At 49.6% G+C, this 21,555-nt stretch carries 21 protein-coding genes; 16 read left to right on the forward strand and 5 right to left on the reverse strand.

Annotated elements, in window-relative coordinates; genetic code table 11:
- Positions 1-3: 3 nt before the first annotated feature.
- The 13 genes from HX778_RS00100 (at position 4) to HX778_RS25070 (ending at position 12,600) form a co-directional block, all read left to right on the forward strand.
- Entirely contained in the window at positions 4-1,146 is a 1,143-nt protein-coding gene (locus tag HX778_RS00100; RefSeq protein ID WP_032610455.1) for a phosphoribosyltransferase domain-containing protein, read from the forward strand.
- Complete coding sequence (locus HX778_RS00105) at positions 1,139-1,912, forward strand: hypothetical protein (RefSeq protein ID WP_032610456.1); 774 nt, start codon at positions 1,139-1,141, stop codon at positions 1,910-1,912. The genes HX778_RS00100 and HX778_RS00105 overlap by 8 nt, the downstream gene beginning before the upstream one ends.
- Position 1,913: 1 nt before the next feature.
- Complete coding sequence (locus tag HX778_RS00110; RefSeq protein ID WP_032610457.1) at positions 1,914-2,993, forward strand: cysteine protease StiP family protein; 1,080 nt, start codon at positions 1,914-1,916, stop codon at positions 2,991-2,993.
- Positions 2,993-3,949: an HpcH/HpaI aldolase/citrate lyase family protein gene (locus HX778_RS00115; RefSeq protein WP_032610458.1), complete on the forward strand. Its 957-nt coding sequence runs from the start codon at positions 2,993-2,995 to the stop codon at positions 3,947-3,949. Before HX778_RS00110 ends, HX778_RS00115 begins: the two co-directional genes overlap by 1 nt.
- 10 nt (positions 3,950-3,959) lie before the next feature.
- On the forward strand, positions 3,960-5,168 hold the full coding sequence (locus tag HX778_RS00120; protein WP_000506888.1) for a DUF4236 domain-containing protein: 1,209 nt from the start codon (positions 3,960-3,962) through the stop codon (positions 5,166-5,168).
- 17 nt (positions 5,169-5,185) lie between these two features.
- Positions 5,186-5,653 carry a tellurium resistance protein TerW gene (gene terW, locus HX778_RS00125; protein ID WP_001176767.1) on the forward strand — a complete coding sequence of 156 codons (468 nt, stop codon included), beginning with the start codon at positions 5,186-5,188 and terminating at the stop codon, positions 5,651-5,653.
- 463 nt (positions 5,654-6,116) lie between these two features.
- Positions 6,117-6,755 carry a VWA domain-containing protein gene (locus HX778_RS00130; RefSeq protein WP_001388628.1) on the forward strand — a complete coding sequence of 213 codons (639 nt, stop codon included), beginning with the start codon at positions 6,117-6,119 and terminating at the stop codon, positions 6,753-6,755.
- Between the two features lie 22 nt (positions 6,756-6,777).
- A complete protein-coding gene (locus tag HX778_RS00135; protein WP_032610462.1) occupies positions 6,778-7,419 on the forward strand; it encodes a TerD family protein in 642 nt (213 codons plus the stop codon).
- Positions 7,419-8,057 carry a VWA domain-containing protein gene (locus HX778_RS00140; protein WP_015062986.1) on the forward strand — a complete coding sequence of 213 codons (639 nt, stop codon included), beginning with the start codon at positions 7,419-7,421 and terminating at the stop codon, positions 8,055-8,057. Before HX778_RS00135 ends, HX778_RS00140 begins: the two co-directional genes overlap by 1 nt.
- An 88-nt stretch (positions 8,058-8,145) precedes the next feature.
- Positions 8,146-9,186: a TerY-C metal binding domain-containing protein gene (locus tag HX778_RS00145; protein ID WP_015062987.1), complete on the forward strand. Its 1,041-nt coding sequence runs from the start codon at positions 8,146-8,148 to the stop codon at positions 9,184-9,186.
- The gene (locus HX778_RS00150) at positions 9,186-10,823 is read left to right on the forward strand and encodes a PP2C family serine/threonine-protein phosphatase (RefSeq protein WP_015062988.1); all 1,638 of its coding nucleotides are present in this window, start codon (positions 9,186-9,188) and stop codon (positions 10,821-10,823) included. Before HX778_RS00145 ends, HX778_RS00150 begins: the two co-directional genes overlap by 1 nt.
- A 25-nt stretch (positions 10,824-10,848) precedes the next feature.
- Complete coding sequence (locus HX778_RS00155; RefSeq protein ID WP_032610464.1) at positions 10,849-12,348, forward strand: helix-hairpin-helix domain-containing protein; 1,500 nt, start codon at positions 10,849-10,851, stop codon at positions 12,346-12,348.
- A gap of 198 nt (positions 12,349-12,546) precedes the next feature.
- Positions 12,547-12,600: a DUF4113 domain-containing protein gene (locus tag HX778_RS25070; protein WP_223203177.1), complete on the forward strand. Its 54-nt coding sequence runs from the start codon at positions 12,547-12,549 to the stop codon at positions 12,598-12,600.
- 51 nt (positions 12,601-12,651) lie between these two features.
- On the opposite strand, the gene HX778_RS00165 is transcribed toward HX778_RS25070, so the two are convergent.
- Complete coding sequence (locus tag HX778_RS00165; protein ID WP_015062990.1) at positions 12,652-13,461, reverse strand: DsbA family protein; 810 nt, start codon at positions 13,459-13,461, stop codon at positions 12,652-12,654.
- 105 nt (positions 13,462-13,566) lie between these two features.
- Between HX778_RS00165 and HX778_RS00170 the strand changes: the two genes are divergently transcribed.
- Positions 13,567-14,178 carry a hypothetical protein gene (locus HX778_RS00170; RefSeq protein ID WP_015062991.1) on the forward strand — a complete coding sequence of 204 codons (612 nt, stop codon included), beginning with the start codon at positions 13,567-13,569 and terminating at the stop codon, positions 14,176-14,178.
- Between the two features lie 58 nt (positions 14,179-14,236).
- Here HX778_RS00170 and HX778_RS00175 read toward each other — a convergent pair whose 3' ends face one another.
- The 3 genes from HX778_RS00175 to HX778_RS00185 are packed head-to-tail and all read right to left on the reverse strand — an operon-like array spanning position 14,237 to position 15,861.
- Positions 14,237-14,659, reverse strand: coding sequence for a hypothetical protein (locus tag HX778_RS00175; protein WP_015062992.1), 423 nt, complete (start codon positions 14,657-14,659; stop codon positions 14,237-14,239).
- 34 nt (positions 14,660-14,693) lie between these two features.
- Positions 14,694-15,086 carry a hypothetical protein gene (locus HX778_RS00180; protein WP_032610466.1) on the reverse strand — a complete coding sequence of 131 codons (393 nt, stop codon included), beginning with the start codon at positions 15,084-15,086 and terminating at the stop codon, positions 14,694-14,696.
- A gap of 25 nt (positions 15,087-15,111) precedes the next feature.
- A complete protein-coding gene (locus HX778_RS00185; RefSeq protein ID WP_040113318.1) occupies positions 15,112-15,861 on the reverse strand; it encodes a thioredoxin fold domain-containing protein in 750 nt (249 codons plus the stop codon).
- 147 nt (positions 15,862-16,008) lie between these two features.
- On the opposite strand from HX778_RS00185, the gene HX778_RS00190 reads away from it, so the two are divergent.
- Positions 16,009-16,524: a lytic transglycosylase domain-containing protein gene (locus HX778_RS00190; protein WP_032610469.1), complete on the forward strand. Its 516-nt coding sequence runs from the start codon at positions 16,009-16,011 to the stop codon at positions 16,522-16,524.
- Between the two features lie 99 nt (positions 16,525-16,623).
- Complete coding sequence (locus HX778_RS00195; protein WP_015062996.1) at positions 16,624-17,190, forward strand: HAD domain-containing protein; 567 nt, start codon at positions 16,624-16,626, stop codon at positions 17,188-17,190.
- A 371-nt stretch (positions 17,191-17,561) separates the two neighbouring features.
- Here HX778_RS00195 and HX778_RS00200 read toward each other — a convergent pair whose 3' ends face one another.
- On the reverse strand, positions 17,562-21,551 hold the full coding sequence (locus tag HX778_RS00200; RefSeq protein ID WP_015062997.1) for a conjugal transfer protein TraG N-terminal domain-containing protein: 3,990 nt from the start codon (positions 21,549-21,551) through the stop codon (positions 17,562-17,564).
- Positions 21,552-21,555 lie beyond the last annotated feature (4 nt).

Below are 21,555 nucleotides of genomic sequence, written 5' to 3' on the forward strand. Positions count from 1 at the left end.
TTTATGTCTGACATCCTCGAAGATATGATTTATCGCCGTACCCTCTCATGCGGTACGATTCAGGTAACCCGCGACCAGGGTGAAGTTTCGCTCGATGACCTGTTTGATATCGCTGAAAGACGTAACCCGAAACGCGCCTTTCTGTTTGTCAGCAAAGTACTCGGCAGACACATTCCCGTGCCACCCTCAGTCATGCGGCAGGCCTATAGACAGCTTGCCAGCCAGTTCCCCGCAACGCTGACAGGGCCCGTACTCTTTATCGGTATGGCTGAAACCGCCGTTGGGCTTGGGGCCGGTGTGTTTGATGAAGTGCGCCACCAGCATCGTGAATCTGTATATCTGACCTCTACCCGTCACCCGGTTGATGGCACGTTGCTTTGCGAGTTCAAGGAAGAACACAGCCACGCCACTGATCATCTGATCTATCTGCCAGATGATGAAGAGAAAAGACGTCGTGTTACCAACGCGCGAACGCTGGTTTTGATTGATGACGAGGCAACCACCGGTAATACCTTTATTAACCTGCTTTCTGCCCTGCGTAATACCGGCAAGCTTCAACATATTGAACAGGTTATCGCCGTTACGCTTACCGACTGGAGTGGCAAAGCCTTGTCCGAGCGCAGCACCTTACCCGTCACTTCTGTTTCTCTTGTAAGCGGTCAGTGGGGATGGACCACATTACCAGATGCACCGGTCCCGGACATGCCGAAAGTCAACGTAACTTCACGCGGAGAATGGGACATCCAGGGGAAACAGTCATGGGGTCGACTGGGGATGCTCGCACCTGCGGCCGATCTCGGCCATGAGGTTTCCGTCCGCAAAGGGGAGCGTGTTCTGGTTCTCGGGACAGGGGAATTCGTCTGGGAGCCGTTCCTGCTTGCAGAACGGCTCGAAGCTGCCGGGGCAAAGGCATTTTACGGTTCGACCACCCGCTCCCCTATCGCCGTTGGTTATGCCATTGAGTCCGCCATTTCCTTTACGGATAACTACGGGCTGGGCATCCCCAATTTTGTCTATAACGTCGCCCACCAGCAGTTTGACCGCATTCTTGTGTGTACTGAGACACCCGCAGAAAGTATTGACGCGCAGCTTCTTAAGGCGCTGGCTGAGGTTGCGCCCGTCGTGGAGATTGTTACCTATGAATAAACCCGTTGTTCTGAGCGACCTTGACGACACGCTCTTTCAGACCCGTCGTAAAATGGTAGACGAGCTGGCCCTGGAGCCATTTCGTACCGGTGCCGTTGATCGCACCCTGAATCCACGAAGTTTTATGACAGAAGAACAGTCCATGCTGGTGGACTGGCTCCTTGAGCAGGCTGAACTCATTCCTGTTACCGCTCGGGGAACTGAAGAAATCAGCCGCGTCAGGATCCCTTTCCGCTCCTGGGCAATCACCACGCATGGGGCCGTCATTCTAACGCCAGAGGGAACGCCCGACGAGGAATGGAAGGCCCTTATGCTCGACCAGTTAGCGCCCTACCAGGAAAGGTTAGAGTCTATGCAACGTCTGATCACTGAAATGATGGACGCAAAGGGGATCAAGGCCTGGGCAAGGCTTAACTATGAATATGATGAAACTCCGGTTTATATGGTGATGAAACACCGGGACAGCACACGCCTCGATGAGCTCACTGCTATTGCTGATGAAATTGAAAAGGTGTTCTCAACGGAAGGTTTCTACATCCATCGAAACAGTAATAACGTAGCCTGGCTCCCCACGCCGGTTGAGAAGGGGCGAGCTGTCAGTTGGCTGCTCGAAAAGCTTCGCGCTGAGCGCGGGGTTTTCCCCGTAATAGGTCTGGGTGACAGCCTGAGCGATCACCGTTTTATGAAACTGTGCAGCTGGTTTGGCATTCCGCGACAGAGTCAGTTTGCAGAGGCCATTTCACAGCGAATTTTTGGAGAAGAATAAAATGCAGCCACATGAAACATTCGCTGGCTCATACCAGCCCGGTGACGTGGAGTTTCTGCTAAAGCCGGTAGTCATTGAGATGACGCCGGTTGAGCAAAAAGAAGAGCTGATTCAGTCCGGAAAGAAACATTATTCGGACATGCTCAGCCAGGAGCCAGCACCCACACAATGGCATCTTGATTTGTTTCACCGGGCGCTGGATCGGGGGGCAGACCGGCTTGCAAAAGAAGTCACGCAGCTCGCTATTGCTCTGGTCGAACGCTTCGGTGATGAGCCCATCGTTCTGGCCAGTCTTGTCAGGGCAGGTGTGCCCCTCGGCGTTATGCTGCACCAGACCCTGCGTGATATGGGGAAAACCTCATGGCATTACGGCATCAGTATCATCCGGGATCGCGGAATTGACAGTACAGCACTTGACGTCATTGAAGAGCGACACGGTACCAGCGGTATTGTGTTTGTTGACGGATGGACAGGTAAAGGTGCAATTACCGGAGAGCTTGTACGCGCACTGAAAGATCGCCCGGGCTATCCTGAGCAGCCGCGACTGGTTGTCCTGGCGGATCCCTGTGGCTGCTCCTGGCTTGCTGCCAGTGATGATGACTGGCTCATTCCTTTTGGCATCATGGGTGCGCCGGTATCAGGCCTGATCTCCCGGTCAGTATGGTCCTCTGAAGGATTACATGGGTGCATGGTTTGCGAGCATCTCAGTGAATTCGAATGCAGCCGGATGCTTGTCGATACCGTCGCTCATTTCCGTAAGAAGTTAACACCGACATCCCTCGCTCCCCTGAGCTGGAATACGGAGTCAGCCCGGATCTTATGGCAGACAAGTCGCGACGTTATCGCGTTCCTGGCCGATGAATTTAAAGTGGACAGCGTCAATCGTATTAAACCCGGTATTGCTGAAGCAACCCGGGCTGTATTGCGTCGGGTACCGGACCATATATTTGTGCGTTCTATTGACGACCCGGACGTTGCCTTGCTTGTAGGGCTTGCTCGTGAAAAGGGAATAGTTGTTACAGAAATGGGGGGAACCCTCGGCCAGTATCGGGCTGTAACCATTATCAAGAAGGTACTCTGATGAAAAATCGTCTTTCTCCCTGGAATCTGGGAGCCACGCTATACATGCCTGCAACACGGGAAGATATTGCTGATGCCGTCCTGCATGGGAAAATCCCGGGTTTGCGCTCTCTGGTAATTTGCCTTGAGGATGCTGTCAGTGAAGCAGACATCCCCATCGCCCTCATAAATCTGGAGCACCTGCTGCACGAGCTCAGTAACAGCATGCGTAGCCTGGGTAAAAATGACTGGCCTCTGGTGTTCATTCGCCCCCGGCATGCCGACATGGGCAGATGGTTAAAAGCGCATTATGATCTTTCCGCTGTCGACGGGTTTGTGTTGCCGAAATTTACCCTCAGTTCGTTAGCTGAATGGTGGGATATCATGGGCGGGACTCACCTGTGCATGATGCCAACGCTGGAAACAGAAGACGTCTTTGACGTGGCTCAGATGCGGGAGCTGGCCACCCGTCTGGTGGAACATCCCTGCCACGACCGCATTATTGCGCTTCGAATCGGCGGCAACGATCTTATGAACGTTGTGTCGCTTCGCCGTCCCCGGGACCTGACGCTGTATGACAGCCCGATGGGCTACGTCATCAAAATGCTCGTTTCGGTCTTCGGCCCGCGTGATTTTGCCCTGACCGCGCCCGTATGTGAGCATATTGACGATCATGCCGTAATGGCCAGAGAGCTGGCTCTTGATATGGCACATGGGCTTGTTGGGAAAACGGCCATTCACCCGGGTCAGATAGAGGTCATTCAAAACGCGCTGATGGTCACTCAGGGTGAGCATTCTGACGCTCTGCGGATCCTGAACTCTACCCAGGCCGTGTTTAAGTCGCAGGGAGCAATGTGTGAACCCGCCACACATCGCCGCTGGGCGGCTGGCATTCTGGACAGAGCTCGTTTTTATGGGTTACAGAACGAGCAAAGCGCTGATGGAATCAGATTACTTACCGTGACCCAGCATCATTAAGGAAATCATAATGGGGTTCAGGTTCAGAAAGTCGATCAACATTATTCCTGGTGTTCGCCTCAACCTGAGTAACGGTGCACCGAGCCTGAGTGTCGGGCCGAGAGGTGCTTCCGTTTCTTTTGGAAGCCGGGGGACCTATGCCAATCTGGGCTTGCCCGGTACCGGGCTGAGTTACCGTACCCGGCTTGACCGGGCCGCGCGTTCCGGAGGTGGGAACCGGACGGCTACCGACCCGGGGCTCAGACAGGCGCTTGAGCAGGAAGCCGCTGATCTCATGTCAGCGGTGACCGCAATCCGTAATATTCACGAGCTGACGCCGGATCCTAAAACAGGCATCAGCTGGGCAGAGCTGGAAGCAGTATACCTGCATAACAGAACGTCGCCTTTTCAGGTTCCGGCACCGGTGCGTCCAGAAAAGCCAGACTATCTTGCATTGCCGGAAAAGCCTGCCGAGAGCGAAGGCATTAGTTTTCTGGGTAAATGGTTTGAATCGGAATCAGCTAAAGCTGAGCGCCACGCCGAAAATCTTCGCCGGTGGCAGCAGGAGCTGATTGATGTGGAGCGTGAGAATACCCTTCGACAGCACCGGTACCAGCAACAACGGACGGCCTGGGCCGAACAGTATGCAAACTGGAAGTTTGAGGCTGAAGAACATGAAAAACGGCTCGCCACGGCTCAGGCAGATGCCCGGCAGCAGTTCCGGACAGACGCCGCGTTTTTCGAATCATACCTGGCGGGTGTGCTGGCAGAAACTGAATGGCCGCGTGAAACGCTTGTTGCATTTGAAGTAAAGCCGGAGCTATCAGCAGTCCTGCTGGATGTTGATTTAGCTGAGATTGAAGATTTCCCTGATAAGATTTACGGCGTTAATGCCCGGGGCACGGAGCTGACGGAAAAAGCCATGACGCAAAAAGCCGTACGCGAAAACTATGCCCGCCACGTCCATGGCTGCTTGTTCCGCCTGGTCGGTATCGTTTTACATACGCTACCGTTCGACAACGTGATTGTGTCAGGCTTTACGCAACGGGTCAGTAAGCGGACCGGCTATCTGGAGGATGAGTATATCCTGTCCTGCAAATGCAGTCGCAGCCAGATGTCGTCAGTAAATTTTGCAGGCTTAGAACACATTGATCCGGTTGAAGCGTTAGGCGATCAACCGGTTATTCGAAAGATGAGCAGTACCTTCATTTTTCAGCCTATTGAACCACTAACCCTTTAAGCAGGCTAAATCTTACGATGCAATTAAATACCAGACAGGCCCGGATTTTTAAGCTTGCCAACTTACTGGGCACCGGCAAGCCCGTTTCCGCTGCCGACATTATAACCAGTCTGGAATGCTCAGAGCCGACATTAACCCGGGCACTCAAAGAGCTACGCGAGTCATATTCTGCGGAGATCAAATACAGCAAGGCAGGTCATTCATACCATCTCGTTAATCCGGGCCAGCTGGATAAAAAGACCCTTCGCCGGATGAATGAAGCGCTCGCACAGAATGCTGAACTGAAAACCGGTGAGTCCACAGGGAAGGTCGTACTCGATAAGGATAAAAAAACAGCCGTGTCATTATCGCTACGCATGCGGATTTTAAGAAAAATTGACCGTCTGGCTGCGCTGAGTGGCTCGACCCGAAGTGAAGCGGTAGAGAAGCTGGCTCTGCACTCCGTTGATGAACTGATAAAAGAATACAGCGCTAAAAAGTCCTGACGCTAAATCTCAGACCGGGGTGAAAACCCCGGTTTTGTCATATTTCACCTCTGTATCTGCGTGACGGAGTTTTGATCTATTCTCCTCCCGCAATGTCAGCAGCGCCTTTCTGCCTACAAAACCTGGTGTCTTGACATCCTCTTGTGCTACACATCAATCTTTGGGCGATTTACACTCCATTCATGCAGATCTGTGATGTATGATGATTTTCATACATAAGAAAGTTTATTTTTGCCGGAGTTTTTTTCAGAAATCTTATATTCCAGTACGGTCTGAATTTTTTTCTCTGATAAGAGGCCATTCACATGTCGGTAATTCAATGGTGGTTAACTTATTTCTTTAATGCCGCTTCTGAGTATTTAATCTCCACCCGACAGATGTCGTGCCGTTTTATCAAATCTACAAACTCTGGCCTCTTCCTGAAACTACTCTCCTCTTCCGATCTCTTAAGAAGGAATTACATTTGAGACGCTTACCCGTATATCTGCTACTCGACACGTCCGGCTCTATGCACGGAGAGCCTATCGAAGCGGTTAAGAATGGCGTTCAGACGCTGCTTACCACGCTGAAACAGGATCCGTATGCACTCGAAACGGCTTACGTGTCAGTGATCACCTTTGATTCTTCAGCCCGACAGGCAGTCCCCCTGACAGACCTCCTGAGTTTCCAGATGCCAGCACTAACAGCCAGCGGCACCACGTCTCTTGGCGAAGCGCTTACCCTGACGGCCAGCTCCATTGCCAAAGAAGTACAGAAAACGACGGCTGACACTAAAGGTGACTGGCGTCCCCTAGTATTCCTGATGACGGATGGAAGTCCGAATGATGACTGGCGTAAAGGCCTGAATGACTTTAAAGCCGCCAGAACCGGCGTTGTTGTGGCATGTGCAGCCGGGCATGATGCCGATACCAGCGTCCTCAAAGAAATCACTGAAATCGTGGTTCAGCTCGATACAGCTGACAGTTCGACGATTAAAGCTTTCTTTAAATGGGTCAGTGCGAGCATTTCGGTAGGCAGTCAGAAAGTGGAGTCCAGCAAAAAAGAAGTGATCGGTCTTGAAGACCTGCCACCGCCGCCGCCAGAAGTAAATGTGGTCTTATAATTTTATTAATTAAGGGGATGTCATGTCTGTCAGTCTGAGCAAAGGCCAGGGCGTAAGCCTGAAAAAAAATGAATACGATCTCTCGTCCGTTACTATCGGCCTGGGTTGGGATATTAATGAGGAAAAGAAAGGTTTCCTCGGCGGGATCTTTGGTAAAAAAGAAGAAGAATACGACCTTGATGTGATCGCTTTCCTGTGTAATTCAGCCGGAAAGGTGACCGATCTCGGCAATGTGGAAAATGGTAAACCAACGCTTGTGAATGGCGATATCATCTTTTTCAACAGCCTTCGCCATAAGTCAGGCAATATCTGGCTGACAGGCGATAACCGAACCGGAGCCGGTGACGGTGACGATGAGCAAATTATTGTGCGCCTGAATTCCCTTGACGCTCAGTACGAGAAAATTGTGTTCATCGTTCAGATCTACAATGGTGAAAAGCTCCAGCAGCACTTTGGTAAAGTTCAGAATGCCTTCATCCGGGCAGTAGATGCCCGTAATATTGAAATGGCACGATTCGATCTTTCTGGCGGACCCGCCTTTGCCAGCCAGCGCTCCATGGTCTTTGCCGAGCTGATACGCGAACCTACAGGCTGGAAACTCAAGGCAATTGGTGAGCCTTCAGAATCAGATTCGTTTGTCTCACACCTGAGGAATTACATCTGATGCGTCGCCTGCCTGTTTACCTTGTTATCGACACCTCCGGTTCAATGCGCGGTGAGTCCATCCATTCCGTTAACGTTGGAATTCAGGCGATGCTAAACGCACTCCGCCAGGATCCATACGCCCTCGAAAGTGTCCATGTCTCCATTATCACCTATGACAATGAGGCGCGTGAGTTTATTCCTCTCACGCCGCTGGAAGACTTCCAGTTTTCTGACATCGTTGTGCCAAGCGCTGGCGGGACGTTCACCGGCGCTGCCCTTGAATGTCTGATGCAGTGTGTAGACCGGGATGTGCGTCGCTCAGATGGTGATACAAAAGGAGACTGGCGTCCCCTGGTATTCCTGATGACTGATGGTACGCCTTCTGATGCCATGGCGTACGGTGAAGCGGTAAAAGCTATTCGTGGCCGGGGATTTGGCTCCATCATTGCCTGTGCGGTAGGTCCTAAAGCAGGCCACGAGCATTTAAAACAGCTCACTGATAAGGTTGTGTCTCTGGAGACTCTCGACTCAACCGCTTTTGCAGGTTTCTTTAAATGGGTTTCGGCCAGCGTTTCTTCCGGTAGCACAAGCGCGGGGATCAATGCCGGAACAGATACCCTCCCACCTCCTCCACCAGAAATACAGCTGGTGCTCTGACAGACAGGAAGGTGCTGCTTTACCCGGCAAACGCCTTCCTTTACAGAACCGTTTTCTGCTGACTGTTACCAGCCGTACGAGGGATATTATGAGACGCCTTCCCGTTTTTTTTGTTCTGGACTGTTCAGAGTCCATGATCGGTGAAAACCTGAAAAAAATGACTGATGGTCTGCAAATGATCGTCGGAGATTTAAGAAAAGATCCACACGCACTGGAAACGGCCTGGGTCTCGGTAATCGCATTTGCCGGAATAGCCCGCACGATTGTACCTCTGCACGAAATTGCCTCGTTCTACCCTCCCCGCCTTCCCGTTGGCGGCGGCACGAGCCTTGGGGCTGCATTGCGTGAGTTGACCGTGCAAATTGATACTCAGGTAAGAAAAACCACTCATGAGACTAAAGGCGACTGGAAACCCGTAGTGTATCTCCTTACCGACGGACGTCCGACTGACGACACAACCTTAGAAGTGAAACGCTGGAAAAATAACTACGCGAGTAAGGTGAATCTCATTGCCGTTGGCCTGGGACCGTCAGCGGACCTGAATATCCTGCGGCAGCTGACAGAAAATGTCATGCTATTCACAGAGTCACAGGAAGGCGACTTTACCCGCTTCATCAAATGGATCACGGCCTCGGTTACTGCTCACAGCCGCAGTGTCGGGGACGAAAAACAACCGGAGCTCAGCCAGACTGAATACATAGTTCGCCTGTCCAAAGACGAGTATGTAAAAGCGTACGACGAAAACTGCGTTACGCTCACCGGGCGTTGCAGCAAGACTCGTCGACCGTACCTGATGAAATATGAACGGCCACCAGCAAGGGTTTCCGGGCTCGATTTCAACCTGAACCTGAACAACTTTAATATTGCCGGATGCTATCCCATTGATGAGGACTATTTTGCGTGGTCAGATGCCACCGCTACCGATTTGCAGGTAAACACAAGCGAACTGCATGGTGTACCGGGTTGCCCCCACTGTGGTAATGCCAGTGCGTTTGCCATGTGCTCATGCGGGAAGTTGCTCTGCATTGATGGCCCCGATGACGTGATCTGCCCATGGTGTGAAAAAGGTCTTTCATTCAGCAATGATGGCGGAAACACTAACTTCGACGTAAACAGAGGGAGAGGTTGATGTCGCAAAATACGTCACTTGAAGAAAAGATTATCCGCTTAGTTCTGTCTGAGCTCAGCCACACCGCAGAAGGTGAGCGGCTTTCCCTTCCATCCCAGGATCCTGCCCTGTCTGCCGAGGTTATGCAGCTTATAAAGCGGATTGAGAACCTTGCAAAAGGTACCTCTGCACTGGTTAACGAAGGTGAGAACGAATCAGTGACTGCCCTCCCGCCTGCTCCAGGCCTTGCCGAAAAGCAACAGCCGGTCGGGACTGATGAGGATATGCAGGGAAACCACGCTATTGACAAAAAAGAGACGCAAACAGCCACAGTCAACGAAACCAGCCCTACATTGTGGAAATTGATGCCTTTTTACGAACTTCAGAAACCAGGAAAAAATGAAACTGAAAACCAGCCGTCTCCGATACTAAAACCTGGGCAGGTACCGGAAAGCCAGCATCGGACCGGGTCAGCAGTGCAATGTGTAATGCCCCCGACAGCGAGAATAACCATACCCAACGCCCGCGCAGGCGAACGTTTCTCTTCGCCGGTTGCCATCATACTGGATGAGGGTGGACGGGCGACGATAAGAGACGTTGTCTTTCCCCGGGACATTGGCTTGTCGTATAAAAAAGAACAAGGGTTGCTCACTGGCATACCCACTGAAATTGGCGATATTGAGCTTTCAGTACTGTGGTCATACACTTCGCACGACGAATGCGAAACAAAGTTACTTTTTGTAGTAAACCCGGATCCGAGAAGCCTGTGGAAGGTAATAGAACCACCAGCAGACGCTCCCTACCCTAAGGCCCATCTGGACTCTGCTGGCCTGGTCAGAGATAACATATGTATTGCTGCCGCCAGTCGCCGGGGCCGCTCTCATGAGCATGCCGGGAGCTTCAGAGATGATGACTTCTATATCAACCACTGCCAGGAAACAGGATGGTCTGTCATGCTGGTCGCAGACGGGGCCGGTAGTGCAGTAAATTCCAGAGAGGGATCGCGAATTGCAGTCATGACGGCTGGCGATTACCTTTTCAATCAGCTCAGTGGAGTGAAAGGCGTCCGTTTAAAAGAGCATATCACGACTTGGGAAGGGAGCGATCAGCAGGCAACCATAAACGCCATGCTTCATCATTTTAAACAGGCAGCTACGCTCGCGGTCAACAGCATCCAGAACGAAGCCATTTGTGCAGAACAACCTGTGAAATCCTATTCAACAACCCTTCTTGCAACTGTAGCACTGCGAACTGAAAACGAGCTGTTTGCAGCTGCTTTCTGGCTTGGCGATGGTGCGATAGGTGCATACAGTCCTTCAGGTAAAGTCAGGATACTTGGAAATCCCGATAGCGGAGAATACGCAGGACAAACCCGCTTCCTTGACCAGAGCATTATCGCAGACCCATCATTTACTGGTCGCATCAGCGTGGGCAAATGGAATGACGTATCTCACTTGATCCTTATGACCGACGGCGTATCAGACCCTCTGTTTGAGACTGATAACGGGCTTCGCAGTGACGAAAAATGGACCCGTCTCATTAATGAGATCTCCCCTATCCTCGCAGACGCCAGTATTGCGTCTGAGGGGTTAGGCGACTGGTTAAACTTTTTCTCCACTGGGAACCATGATGACCGCACTATTGCGGTGTTGTGGTAAGGGATACGCTTTTTCGGTGATCAATATGGCAAATATCGTTACGTGTAAAACAAAGAACGGCGAAACAGTCCAGTATGTTGACGAGGTGATTGGTTCAGGCTCGATGAAGGATGTTTACTTTTCGCCTGATAAATCTTACGTCGTCGCTTTTTATCAAAAACCGCAGAATGAGCAGGCCCGGGATCGTATTGATATGATCACCGGCCGCTACAGGCAAAACATTTTTGGACAATCCGGTGGCGAATACTGGAAGGATCTGTTTTGTTGGCCGACCCACGTTGTTGAGCATGGGAATAAAATCGGTATCGTGGTTCCAACCTACCAGAACCATTTTTTCTTTAAATATGGTTCCAAAAACGATGATTTTCTGGATATTAAAGGCCGGGAGAAAGAAGGCAAATGGTTTGCCAGCGCCAGCAACCAGAATAAATTCCTCGATCCGCGTGAACGAGGCAATACGCTTACCTATCTCAAAGTCTGTCTGCTGCTGACAAGAGCCGTCAGAAGGATGCATGCAGCTGGCCTCTGTCACAGCGATCTCAGCTATAAAAACGTGCTGATTGATCCAGAAATGGGCCATGCCTGCATCATTGACGTAGACGGCCTAGTCGTTCCTGGAAAGTATCCTCCCGATGTGGTGGGCACTCCGGATTTTATCGCTCCGGAGGTGGTGAAAACCAGCCATCTTTCCAAAGAAGATCCGAACCGCGTACTGCCAAGCATTACTACTGACCGCCATGCACTGTCGGTGCTTATCTACATGTACCTGTTTTTCCGTCATCCGCTACGTGGCGGAAAAATACATGACATGTCGGATGAAGTGCGTGATGAAACCTTATCAATGGGTGAGAAAGCGCTCTTCATTGAACATCCGACAGACAAAAGTAATGCAGTCAAAATCAGTCAGTTATCCTCCTTTTCACTTCCCTGGGCTGACCCGGGTAAAATTCCTTACACCATCATGGGTCCCTACCTGACGTCATTGTTTGATCGAGCCTTCATCGATGGCTTACATGATGCCACAAAACGCCCTACCGCCGATGAGTGGGAAAGTGCCTTGGTTAAGACCGTTGACCTGATACAGCCCTGCCAAAACACGAAATGTGAACAGAAGTGGTACGTTTTCTCGGGTAAGACAAAGCCGGTCTGTCCTTACTGCGGTACGCCGTATAAAGGTAAGTTGCCAGTGCTTAATTTTTATTCTTCTCGTAAAGAAGGCAGCTATCGTCCTGACGATCACCGGTTGATGGTCTGGAGCGGGCAGTCTATCTATGCGTGGCATGTGAATCGTCTTATCGCGCCAAATGAACGTACAACGGATGCACAAAGGAAACGGGTTGGTTATTTTGTTTACCATAACGATCAATGGTGGTTGGTAAATGAAGGCATATCAGGACTAATGTCATTACCGGATAAGCGGCAGATTATGGTTGGGGAAAAAATAGAACTGAAGAATAACGCTCAATTTGTTTTGTCAAAAGAGGAAGGTGGCAGGCTGGTAGTCGTTCAATTAGTAGAAAACTAACAAATATCTCTTACCAGATTTTAGCTGTTACGGCATTGAGCCACTCATCGCGACTAATTCGATGAGCGGCCCGCCAAACGAGGCTGTGAAGCGCTTATGAAGGCGATGGATCGGTTTAACAAAGAGCTGCGTAGCTCTCTGTTCCTGCTTGGGGAAGGGATTCAGCAGGATTTCAGGGGGTAGCAGACCATACTGTCAATGTCGCCACGGTATACCACTCGCTGGAATGAGCTACTTGTCGTAAAAGCCTGACATCCATGCCAGTGTTACCCGGCATGGTCAGTTCTGGCATGAAAAGCTACTTTAACCACCACGGGCCTTCTGGATTGCGTATTTCAGGGTAGCTTCGTCGACAGCCCCCGGGATGAATGATGTCGTTGCAGCATCGGGTTTTTGCATGTTCATGATAATGAACCCTGGCGTTCCGCTGATCCCGAGAGCTTCCCCCAGTTGCATATTTCCGGAAATGACATTCTCATAGCGACTTTTTTCTCGATCGCTGAATGAGCTGTTGAACCCGGATTTATTCACCACCATGTCTAAATCACTGAGCGTAAACCCTCGCTGGTTGTTGAAGAATACATACGCGCTGGTCATCAGGTTGTTGTGGTACTTACGATACGCTTCAGCGCCAAATGCCTGGTACACATGCAGGCCTGTCGCCGCCCCCATCGCAGAAACGGGTTTCGAACCAGCGAAGATTGGAAATTCTTTAAAGAAGAATTTAACATCGCTGCTCTGGCTCAACACGGATTCAACGACCGGCGCTACCTTCATACAGAAATGGCACTGGTAGTCGAAAAACTCGATGACGGCGACGGCCGCATTATCCGGTCCAATGTTGGGAGTCTCTTTGGTCTCGAAGAGAGCCGGTGCGTAAGGGATGATCCGCTCAAGGGAGGCGTTGGTATTTTGGTTTTCAAGAGCCTTACCCGCTTCAAGCAGATACTGAGGATTTTTTACCAGATAGGTAGCCGCTACCTTTCCTACTTCATCGTTACTGGGGAGCTCAGTTTTAAAATATTTCGACGTGATATACACAGAGCCAGCCGTCGCAATCAACACAGAAATTAAAACAGACGCTACGGGTTTTAAATAATTTAATTTAGTCATAGCCACCTTTACGAATTCAACTTGTTAGTTATCAACCTGTGTTCGATTATACTGTCACAGCACATCGGAATTATTCGTTAAAGAACCCTTTTTGGAGGAATTAGAATGTTACGGCATTTATTCTTACTGACCGCCACAACGTTCTTATGTGGGTGCAGCTATCATTTCGGGAATGATGTTGATGCTTACGATTTAATGTCACGCCCGGTAGGCAACAAGAAATTTGAAATTGTAGCGCCTGATGACAGTATACAATCGCGCATGTTTGCAGCCCGGTTTGCGAGTGGATTAACGGGGATAGGGTTTAATATTTCCAACCATCTGCCCGACTATATTCTCAGATTCAGTTACAGTAAGACCCAGGAAAATATGCAATACAGTGAACAGCTGGTGACGGGCATAACCGGATATGTCGTCGAGAAGAAGACAACGAAAAAAGATAAACACGGGCAGACTCAGACGGACTATGACTATAAACCCGTCAGCGGGATCGTGGGGTCAGAGACGATATCACAGAGGCATTTCTGGCGCCGCCTTGATGTGGAAGTCTACCCTGCGGGGAAAGGGGCACAACAGGTTCTTAAAGTCAGTATGCAGAGCAATGCGCCAATCCCATCGGACAGCATTGCGTATTCCGCAATGATCGACGCTCTGGCCGGGAAACTGGATGCCCCGCTACGCTCCGGAAACTATGTCGCATCGGTTCCCTGGAACTAATGACCAGCACCGCAACGCCCAACCGCAAAGTGACTTTTCTCACCTGCATGCCGCACCTTTACCGGCCTCCTCTGTTGAAATCATAGAGCCGGTAAAGATCACCGATCGTCATTGCATCCACTTTGGACACGAACAAATACTCAAACTGCGCTTTCTGAATATCTGACACTGACGCATCGTCCAGCACCTCCTGGTAAAATCGAGCACTGATGCATCTCTCCGGATGCATGAACTGGTACCGACTCTGGAGAACCACCATTAGTAAAAACAGAATCAGCAGAACGAGAAGTAATATTTGGTTGGAGAGCTCCAGTCCCAGCGACACACCGATGGTTGCCAGGAAACAGAGAGTCCATCCGACCAGGGCAAAAGGAGCCTTTTGGATCTTTTGTTGGTAATAACGGAAGATCACCGGATCATTTAAATACCGCTTATCCGGTAATCCCGTTGCCCGGGTGACAATGCTGAGCCAGAGCGACATTTTCTAACCCCCAAATCGCGGATATACGGCGCTCTCAGGCCATACGTTCATAAAAGGCAACCAATGGCTGGGTGATGGGGTTTTGTACAAGCTCGGGGCGAATGGCTTTCAGCTGCCTTACCGGCGCTAGCTCATCCGTCGGCTTCACGATTCCATTGCCCGGACCTTTCCGGGTACTGTCGGTGTTCACCTTTAGCCTGTCATTATTCAGATACGATTCAACCCGCTTAGACATGGCGTCGCTGGGGGATGATGCGTCATTAAGTTTTTTTAAAACCGCGTCTTTATCCGTCTGAGCCGCAGAGACCAGCAGTTCACTGCTGGCCTCAATGTCTGCGTTGCAGGACCCGAACTGGCATTGGGCCGCAAAGACGGGTTGAGTGCCAACCGCCACGAGCATTAACGTTGTCAGTATTACAGATTTCATAATCACCTCTTGCAGTCGTGAAAAGTCACTTTTGTGCGGTGCCCATGCGGGTCACCAGATTTTCCGGGCTCAACCAGCCGGTGAACAACTGAGGTTTACCCGACAGCGTTACCATGGTTGGCGTACCCTGAAGCGGAATAGTTGAAGCAACCTGGAAATGCGATTTGATAATATCGAGGCAGGCCGCGTCAGGCCGTCCTTCCGGAATGATTGATATCGAGCTCATTGCAGCATCCAGCGCATCATTAGGTTTGGCCGCACACCAGATTTTTGCCATATTCCCCGCGACCACGGAGTTCAGGCCTGCACGCGGAAAAGCGAGGAATTTTATTGAGATCCCGGCATCGAGATAGGATTGAAGATCATGATGTAGTTTCTGGCAATACCCGCAGGTTATATCAGTAAACACCGCCAGGCGATATTTTTCATTCGCCGACTTATATTCTATGGATTTTGTTTTAGCAGCAAACTCCCTGACGCCTTTCAGTATCGCCTGTTCCGTTGTATTCTCCACATCTTTGCCGTTAACATGAAACAAGCTCCCGGTAAAAATGTAATCACCATCTTTGCTGACGTAACTCACGCCTTCTCTTGAAATCACGGTATAAATATCTTTTACTGGGGATGGTTCAATATGCTCAATGGACAGCCCAACTTCTTTTAATTTCTTCAGTGCTGCATCAGGAAGCACGTCAGTTTTCACTGTCTGGGCATTCATGCTAAAGGCCGTACAAGATGCCAGTAATAAGAATGATGCCTTGATAGTCTTATTCATTTCAGCTCCTTTAATGGAGCATTAATACTATCATGCGAAAAAATCCTCCAAATTCGCTTAAGGGACAAAATTCCCTCCCTATAGTAAAAATTTTTAGCCCGCGATGTGGGAGAATATCCAGTATGTAATTCCAGTGGAGATTATCTCGTGTTTATACCACCAGCAGATGATGTGAAACCTATTCCCGTTCCTGTTGAAGTCTACACACAGTGCATTACCGATGCCTCCCGCTTTTTCGGGATTGATGCAGAATTGGTCTTTACGCTTTTTGATAATGAAGGCGGAAAAGTGGGAACGTTCAGCCGGAATAAAAATGGCACTTATGATATTGGACCTATGCAGATCAATTCGTCCAATCTGCCGGAAATACGTGGCCACTTTCCGTCTGTTACCTGGCGGGTATTGGCCTATGACGCCTGTGCCAGTTTCTGGGTAGGTACCTGGTGGCTTTACCGGAAAATTGTAGACCGAAATGGTAATGTATTTGAAGGGATTGCCGATTACAACAGCAAAACCCCTAAGGTCCGGGCGAGGTATATCTTTAACTTCATGGTCAAATACAATCGCCGGATTCAGGGCCGGAATGGCATGGACGAGTTATATCAGTGGACGCAACCAAAGACCCAGTACAACGGACATATTGTAAAAAATGTTCCGGAGTAAATTACCCCCCTACTCTCCAATTTATTGTTTAGTTGTTTTACGTGGCTGTGAACAATTCATCACTGAGCGAGTGAAACTGTCCCGTGAAAGAGGTTAGGTATGCTCCAATCAATATACGAATTCCTGTGCAAGATACGCTGTTCTCCACAGAAGCTTAGAAATAAAGACTTGGACGGGATCTTGCCTCAGGATGAATCAACAGCTGGCTTATGGGGACCTCTGCCATTAATCCATATTGTTCTTTTCCTGGATTTTGATGGTGTAATCCACAAATGTCAGAATGAATCTTTCGAACGGATGTATTTGATTGAGAAGTTACTTGATGCAAGTCCTTCAATGTTCATCGTTATATCAAGTTCATGGAGAGAATGCGGGAGTATTACCTACCTAAAGTCACTTTTCCGCTCGCCGTACAGAGACCGGGTAATTGGCGCAACCCCATCCCTGTGTCTACCCTCGGGGGGAATAGGGGTACGTGCAGCTGAATGTGAAGAATTCGTGGCCAGGCACCAGGTAAAAGCCTTTATCTGCCTTGATGACGATACGACCCTGTTTCCGCCAGAATATCCGCACCTGATCCGTACGGATTATTACACGGGGGTTAAAGAAAAGGACATAACGGATCTGATAGCCAGATATAACCTACTGATGGCCCGTTTTTATTAAAAAAGTAACTTTTCCACACACTCCGTCAAAAAAAACCATGATTCGCCATCTACCAAAAACACTGCATCAGTCGATCAGAAAAGTAACTTTTTCCTCAACTTTAATTTAGGCCAGTAAGCATTCACGTTTCTTAGGGTGGCGAGTGAACTGGATTTGGAAAGAGAATTTGAATCGTGATTAAGATAGTATCCTGTTTGACCATTGTTTTAAAACTGAACAAACCTTATCCAATGCTCAGTTAGCCGGTGTACTTTTCTCAGATTCGTGGTTTACCTTGAATAGCACTGCCGTGAATAGTTATTTTCCCCGGATGCAGGCATAAAAAAGCCGTGCCCAAAAAGAGCACGGCTTTTATCAGTCAGTATTCACTCCTACTTCTTATTATCATTCAGCCAGTTTTCAGCTCTCTCTATTCTCGACTGATACGGTTCGTTTGTATTGTTAAGGTCTGACTTCATAAAGTTAACGAACGCATCTGCTTTATCCGACCCGAAGCGTGGATCATCGGTCAGTTGCTGACGAATCGCACGCTCTGAGTTTTGTGATGCACTCTCATACGTCTTGATCCCATCACTTCCCATATCCTTATAACGGCTGGTCACCGCGCTCAGACCATCTGACATTTGCAGGTGGTTGCCAACCTTGCCCAATAACGAACTCGGCATATTTACCGGATTCGTTGCATCGTTTGCCAAAGATGCGGGCGTAGTCAGGACCCCAATACCTGAGAGCATGTCGTTTACGGGTTTTGCTCCGATAACGTCAAGCCCTCTGGCAACACTCTCCTGGCCCGATAAAAGCGTACTGCCAATCACACTACGTTCTGTATTGGACTCAATTTTATTACCAGCAAGGGTATCAATCGTGGTTTGGGTTCGTTGGCCGACGATCCCGCCGCCAGAGCCGCCTTCACCAAGATTCGCCCTTATTGCTGAATCAAGAGAGCCTGAAGCCTTGTTGTGCATGTTGAAACCTTCATGGATACTCTGGAGATCATTCATCCCCCAGCTAACGTTGTAGTGACCCAGCTCGGTGAGGAGGCTTTGAGTATCCGCTTTCAGTTGTTCTTTCTCAGCGCCGGTTGCCATTGTACTGGCCCCATAGGTAAACACGGCTTGTGCGGCCAGCTCCGCCCGTTTGTCATCCGGCTTTTTGGTTGGGTCATTTGCAACCCTGTCAAAATAATTCGGGAGGTTGTTTGATATCCCGCGTATCTGGCTATCTCCGTACATAGAATTCAGTTTTTCGCTGGTATTACCCATGCCTGAAGTAGCATGCTTGCCGCCTATACCAGTTTGAAGCTGGTCGAAAGTTTGGTTGGCGTTCTTAACGTCCTGCCCAGCCCCCTGAATTCTTCCCACGGTCTCATTAGTCACTACAGGGGTATTCTTATCCAACGACGAGAGAACACTTTGGTTTTCTTCGCTATAGGAGTTAGCTACATTACCTTTATGAATGCCCTGAATATCTTCTTTACTGACCGAGCCCACATTGTACGGCGTAACACCTGATTCGGTTTGTCCGCCAATATGTTGATTAGCATTCTGCTGGTTCTGTGCCAATCCAGCTTTCGCCTGAGCATCCAGACCTTGCCCTACGTCAGCAACACGATCGGCACTCATTACGCCGGAGGTATCTACATGGTCTGGTGTGCGCTCCTGCGCCTGTGCAATGGTATTAATACCCGATGCATCACCAGTGATTCGGTCAAGTTGATTGGTAATTGGCAGCATCTGTTGAGCGTTACCGCCGAAGTCAGCAACCAGCCCTTTAAGCAGGCTGGAGGTCTCACGCAGATCCTGCTTATTGCTCTCAGCCGTTTCACCCCTGGCAGTATCAATCGCAATTTTTTGCTCACTAAAGTCGCGTGTCGTTGCCACCAGCGCATCAGTTCGCTGGAGTTGTGATCCCAACTGAGTGCTGGCCTTAAATGTGTCATTGTAAGAATTGAATTTATCCATAAACGCATTCTCATCAAGACCATTTTTCCGTGCAAAATTACGCACATCATCATCGCTGAAGTTTTTATTACGAATAGAATCGGAGAATCTGTCTAGGTTGACAGACTGTCTTGAGTCGAGTGTCATGCCGGTATTAGCGCTGGCGTTCGTTGAAAGTGACGTCGACAGATTTTCGGCCATTGTCTGTGTTGCCTGGTTCATTTTTGATGCAGCTTCTTTGAATGCATTGGTCTGTGCAAACTGATCACTGTTTACCTGAGAAGCCGCTTTACTCATTTGTTCAGAAAGTCCTGAGTTTTCTGACAATTGAGTCGTAATAGCTTTATTCAAATCAGTTAAGAGGCTATCACTGCCTGAATTCGATTTTGAGATCCCTGAACCAACGGTACCCGATGCTTTCAGACCTAGTGAATCCATCACTTTCTGACCTATGCCCCCAGCCCCCCCTTTTCCAAGTTTTTCCTCGCCACCAAGTCCCAAACTTCCATTGAGGAGAAGGTTTGACACCACACCAGCTAATTGCTGCGAATTAATTCCGTGCTTCGCCCCTACGCTATTAGCGACGTTTGCACCGGCCTGGTCTGTATATGATTTCAAGTTTTGCAGATTCGAGGAAAATTGCTGGCCCGATTGCCCCGAACGACCAACTTCACTCATCTGATTGTAGGCCTGCTGGAATGAATTACTTGCTGCACTCATGACTGATGAGGTCATTGCCGCCCCTTGTCCCTGGCTTGACGCGATACTTGAACCTGCATTCCACGTACCGAGTCGGAAGTTACTGGAGTCCATGGCCCCGCCACCGCTGAACCCCTGCCCGGTGCTTGTCAGTGCTGTACGATTAACATCCCCAAATGATGATTTTCCGCTATTTGGCGCATCCCACACTTTCGGCGTGAGGTGGCTGGAGTCCACAGGTGCGGGTGGCGTAACTCCTTTCATCGCATTCATCATTGGATGAATGGATTGCGTCATCAGGAACAGCGTCAGGACTGGGATAAGAGCATAGAGCGCTGATGCAACTGATAAGTAAGAACTATATGTTTCGGCAAGCCCTGGTAAGCCCATCCAAGTCACCGCGTTACTCTGACTATTCAGTGTGCTCCATGTATCAAGATCCGCTGTTGCCACCTTCTTCACGTAGGCATTGACCATCACCGCAGTAATCGGCCACATATTAACGAAGAGAATCAACTGAAGATATTTTGCCGCTGCGGCAACACCGTTTCCGCCGAGTGCAAGCAGCATGAGCAATGCAAACGGAGCAACCATGTACGCAAACATTTCAAGAAACGCAATTGCCGCACCAGATAATTGCAGCCAGAGCTGCCCCTGAGATGCCATGGTATTCGTACGTTTTAATGATGCCTCAAACAGTTGCATATCCGAGGCCAGACCAAGTGGGGTTTTGTATTTACTGGCACCATTACGTAGCTCATTCATGATGAATAAAGAAAGCGTCGCGTCATAAGCGCCAATCGCCTTGCCATACATGCCGTTCGCCGACGCCATTACATCCGTGAAGCTCGATCCGGATGCGGCACCGCCCGCCTCTTCTGGGGTAAGAATACCGTTTGTTTGCCCAATCAAAGCAATCGTCTGTCGAGCCTCCGGGGTGCTCGTTACCTGTTTAACGGTCGACCAGACCTCTTCACAAGTCGCTGACTTTGAACTATTCACACCCACGATGTTAGCAGATGCGTTCTTCAGCGAACCTTTCATCGCCTGATTAATGCGTTCCATGCTTTCCGCGACATTTGAAGAGAAAATATCGTTAAAAATGGTTTCTTTCCCAGCGATTTTCGCGCTTGAGTTTTGTGTTCCCTTGAGGCAGTTATAGGCCAGTGATTGCACTGTCGCACACACGTTCATCGCACCTAATCCGCTAACTGGTTCGGGGAACGCTGAACAATACCCCTGGCTGTCCCCGCCCCATTGTAAGAATTTAACGAAGCGAATCATCGGGCCAAGAGTAATGTCATCATCAAGCGTGGTTGCGGCAAAGTCGATCGGCGCCAGCGGATCAAACGCCGTTTTATAGTCTTTGAGTAGGCCCTGGCTAAGGTTAGTGGTTACAGTTCCCATCGCCGCGATAAAAACAGGAATACCATCGACATTTCTCACTTCACCAGACTTAACCGATTCAATAGTCACATCCACGCGTACTATTGCCATCGAAAAAAGAATCAGCCCAAGAATCCATGAAAATATCGGCACCTCTGCTTTTGTCGGGTTCAACAGCCAAAGCCATGTTTTATAAAACAGGCTGGCTCCAGCCAGCACCGCTGCCGTGGTGAGAAATGCTTTTACACCGGTATATTGTGAGAAAATCAGGGCAATCCCGTTAAGGGCGGACCACACGAACTCGATATCACCTACTGTATAGATGTTGTAATCCATATCA

The sequence above is a fragment of the Cedecea sp. P7760 genome, assembly GCF_013386425.1.
Classification (GTDB): domain Bacteria; phylum Pseudomonadota; class Gammaproteobacteria; order Enterobacterales; family Enterobacteriaceae; genus Cedecea; species Cedecea selenatireducens.